Origin of the sequence: Amycolatopsis sp. NPDC051716, assembly GCF_040681595.1 — a bacterium.
Taxonomy (GTDB): domain Bacteria; phylum Actinomycetota; class Actinomycetes; order Mycobacteriales; family Pseudonocardiaceae; genus Amycolatopsis.
Genome location: NZ_JBFAZA010000086.1, coordinates 1,477 through 4,896, shown reverse-complemented (window position 1 = coordinate 4,896; position 3,420 = coordinate 1,477). Strand labels below are relative to the sequence as shown.

Genomic DNA, 3,420 nt, shown 5'->3' with positions numbered 1-3,420 from the left:
GGTGTCCTACTCTCCCACAACCCTTCGGTTGCAGTACCATCGGCGCTGTCAGGCTTAGCTTCCGGGTTCGGAATGGGACCGGGCGTTTCCCTGACGCTATAACCACCGAAACACTCCGAAACAACACACACGCGACATGAGTCTCGTGTGGTGTTTCAGAACCGTAGAGTGGATGCGTAACATCTTCGTAGGCAAGTCCTCGGCCTATTAGTACCAGTCAACTCGACAACACATTACTGTGCTTCCATTTCTGGCCTATCAACCCAATGGTCTGTTGGGGGCCTTAACCCACAAGGGGTGGGATACCTCATCTTGGAACAGGCTTCCCGCTTAGATGCCTTCAGCGGTTATCCCTTCCGAACGTGGCCAACCAGCCATGCCCTTGGCAGAACAACTGGCACACCAGAGGTTCGTCCGTCCCGGTCCTCTCGTACTAGGGACAGCCTTCCTCAAGTATCCTACGCGCGCGGCGGATAGGGACCGAACTGTCTCACGACGTTCTAAACCCAGCTCGCGTGCCGCTTTAATGGGCGAACAGCCCAACCCTTGGGACCTACTCCGGCCCCAGGATGCGACGAGCCGACATCGAGGTGCCAAACCATGCCGTCGATATGGACTCTTGGGCAAGATCAGCCTGTTATCCCCGGGGTACCTTTTATCCGTTGAGCGACACCCCTTCCACCAGGAGGTGCCGGATCACTAGTCCCGACTTTCGTCCCTGCTCGACATGTCTGTCTCACAGTCAAGCTCCCTTGTGCACTTGCACTCAACACCTGATTGCCAACCAGGCTGAGGGAACCTTTGGGCGCCTCCGTTACTCTTTAGGAGGCAACCGCCCCAGTTAAACTACCCATCAGGCACTGTCCCTGAACCAGATCATGGCCCGAGGTTCAGATTCCCAATTCGACCAGAGTGGTATTTCAACAACGACTCCACAGCCACTAGCGTGACCACTTCACAGTCTCCCACCTATCCTACACAAGCCGAACCGAAAACCAATACCAAACTATAGTAAAGGTCCCGGGGTCTTTCCGTCCTGCCGCGCGTAACGAGCATCTTTACTCGTAGTGCAATTTCGCCGGGCCTGTGGTTGAGACAGCCGGAAAGTCGTTACGCCATTCGTGCAGGTCGGAACTTACCCGACAAGGAATTTCGCTACCTTAGGATGGTTATAGTTACCACCGCCGTTTACTGGCGCTTAAATTCTCAGCTTCGCCCCGAAAGGCTAACCGGTCCTCTTAACGTTCCAGCACCGGGCAGGCGTCAGTCCATATACATCGTCTTGCGACTTCGCATGGACCTGTGTTTTTAGTAAACAGTCGCTTTCCGCTGGTCTCTGCGGCCACCCACCCCTAGCTCGAAAAGAGCTTCAGGATGTTTGGCCCCCCTTCTCCCGAAGTTACGGGGGCATTTTGCCGAGTTCCTTAACCACAGTTCACCCGATCGCCTTGGTATTCTCTACCTGACCACCTGTGTTGGTTTGGGGTACGGGCCGTGCATGCACTCACTAGAGGCTTTTCTCGGCAGCATAGGATCACTCTACTTCGCCTCAAACGGCTACGCATCACGTCTCAGCCTATATGGAACACGGATTTGCCTATGTTCCGGCCTACACGCTTACACCAGGACAACCATCGCCTGGCGGAGCTACCTTCCTGCGTCACCCCATCGCTTGACTACTACGAAATCAGGTCCCACGCTCCACAATGCCAACTCCGCCCGAAGGCTTCGCCGGCACGCTTTGGGTGGTTAGTATCAAACGCCTCGTCATGGGCGCACATGCTCGGGTACGGGAATATCAACCCGTTGTCCATCGACTACGCCTGTCGGCCTCGCCTTAGGTCCCGACTTACCCTGGGCGGATTAGCCTGGCCCAGGAACCCTTGGTCATCCGGCGGCAGAGTTTCTCACTCTGCATTCGCTACTCATGCCTGCATTCTCACTCCCACACCCTCCACGACTGGCTTCCGCCGCCGCTTCCCTGGATGCAGGACGCTCCCCTACCCATCCATACCACTAGACAAGGACTTCAAGAGTCCAAGCCGATGTATTGCATGAATGACACAGCTTCGGCGGTGTGCTTAAGCCCCGCTACATTGTCGGCGCAGGACCACTTGACCAGTGAGCTATTACGCACTCTTTCAAGGGTGGCTGCTTCTAAGCCAACCTCCTGGTTGTCTGGGCAATCCCACATCCTTTCCCACTGAGCACACACTTAGGGGCCTTAGCTGGTGTTCTGGGCTGTTTCCCTCTCGACGACGAAGCTTATCCCCCGCCGTCTCACTGCCGTACTCTAACACCACGGTATTCGGAGTTTGGTTGATTTCGGTAACCCGGTAAGGCCCCTAGACCATCCAGTAGCTCTACCCCCGTGGAGAAACATACGACGCTGCACCTAAATGCATTTCGGGGAGAACCAGCTATCACGGAGTTTGATTGGCCTTTCACCCCTACCCACAGCTCATCCCCTCAGTTTTCAACCTAAGTGGGTTCGGGCCTCCACGACGTCTTACCGTCGCTTCACCCTGGCCATGGGTAGATCACTCCGCTTCGGGTCTAGACCACGCGACTCATTCGCCCTATTCAGACTCGCTTTCGCTACGGCTACCCCACACGGGTTAACCTCGCCACGCAGCACTAACTCGCAGGCTCATTCTTCAAAAGGCACGCCATCACCCATTACAGGCTCTGACGGCTTGTAGGCACACGGTTTCAGGTACTCTTTCACTCCCCTCCCGGGGTACTTTTCATCTTTCCCTCACGGTACTAGTCCGCTATCGGTCTTCAGGAAGTATTTAGGCTTACCGGGTGGTCCCGGCAGATTCACAGCAAATTCCACGAGCTCGCTGCTACTCGGGAACACCAAACAAACAACCAACAACATGTTTTCGCGTACGGGGCTCTCACCCACTCCGGCCGCCCATCCCAAGGCGTTCCACTAACATGCGCGATCATTCCGAGGACTGTCAGATCCTCGACGCTGGGTCCCACAACACCGCCTGCACAACGCCTGACAGCTTGACATACAAACGGTTTAGCCTCTTCCGCTTTCGCTCGCCACTACTCACGGAATCACGGTTGTTTTCTCTTCCTGCGGGTACTGAGATGTTTCACTTCCCCGCGTTCCCTCCACACACCCTATATATTCAGGTGCGGGTAACACCACATCACTGGTGCTGGGTTTCCCCATTCGGAAATCCTCGGATCACAGCTCGGTTGACAGCTCCCCGAGGCTTATCGCAGCCTCCTACGTCCTTCATCGGCTCCTGAAGCCAAGACATCCACCATGTGCCCTTAACAACTTGACCACAAAGATGCTCGCATCCACTCTACAGTTCTCAAACACCACACCAGAAACACACAACGTTTCAGGGCAGATGCCCTGAGGCGTGTTGCCTCAGGACCCAACAGTGTGCAAGT

At 55.6% G+C, this 3,420-nt stretch carries 2 rRNA genes; both read right to left on the bottom strand.

Annotated elements, in window-relative coordinates:
• A 5S ribosomal RNA gene (gene rrf, locus AB0M30_RS47415) occupies positions 1-110 on the bottom strand; the annotation flags it as partial.
• A 77-nt stretch (positions 111-187) separates the two neighbouring features.
• A 23S ribosomal RNA gene (locus AB0M30_RS47410) occupies positions 188-3,308 on the bottom strand.
• Positions 3,309-3,420 lie beyond the last annotated feature (112 nt).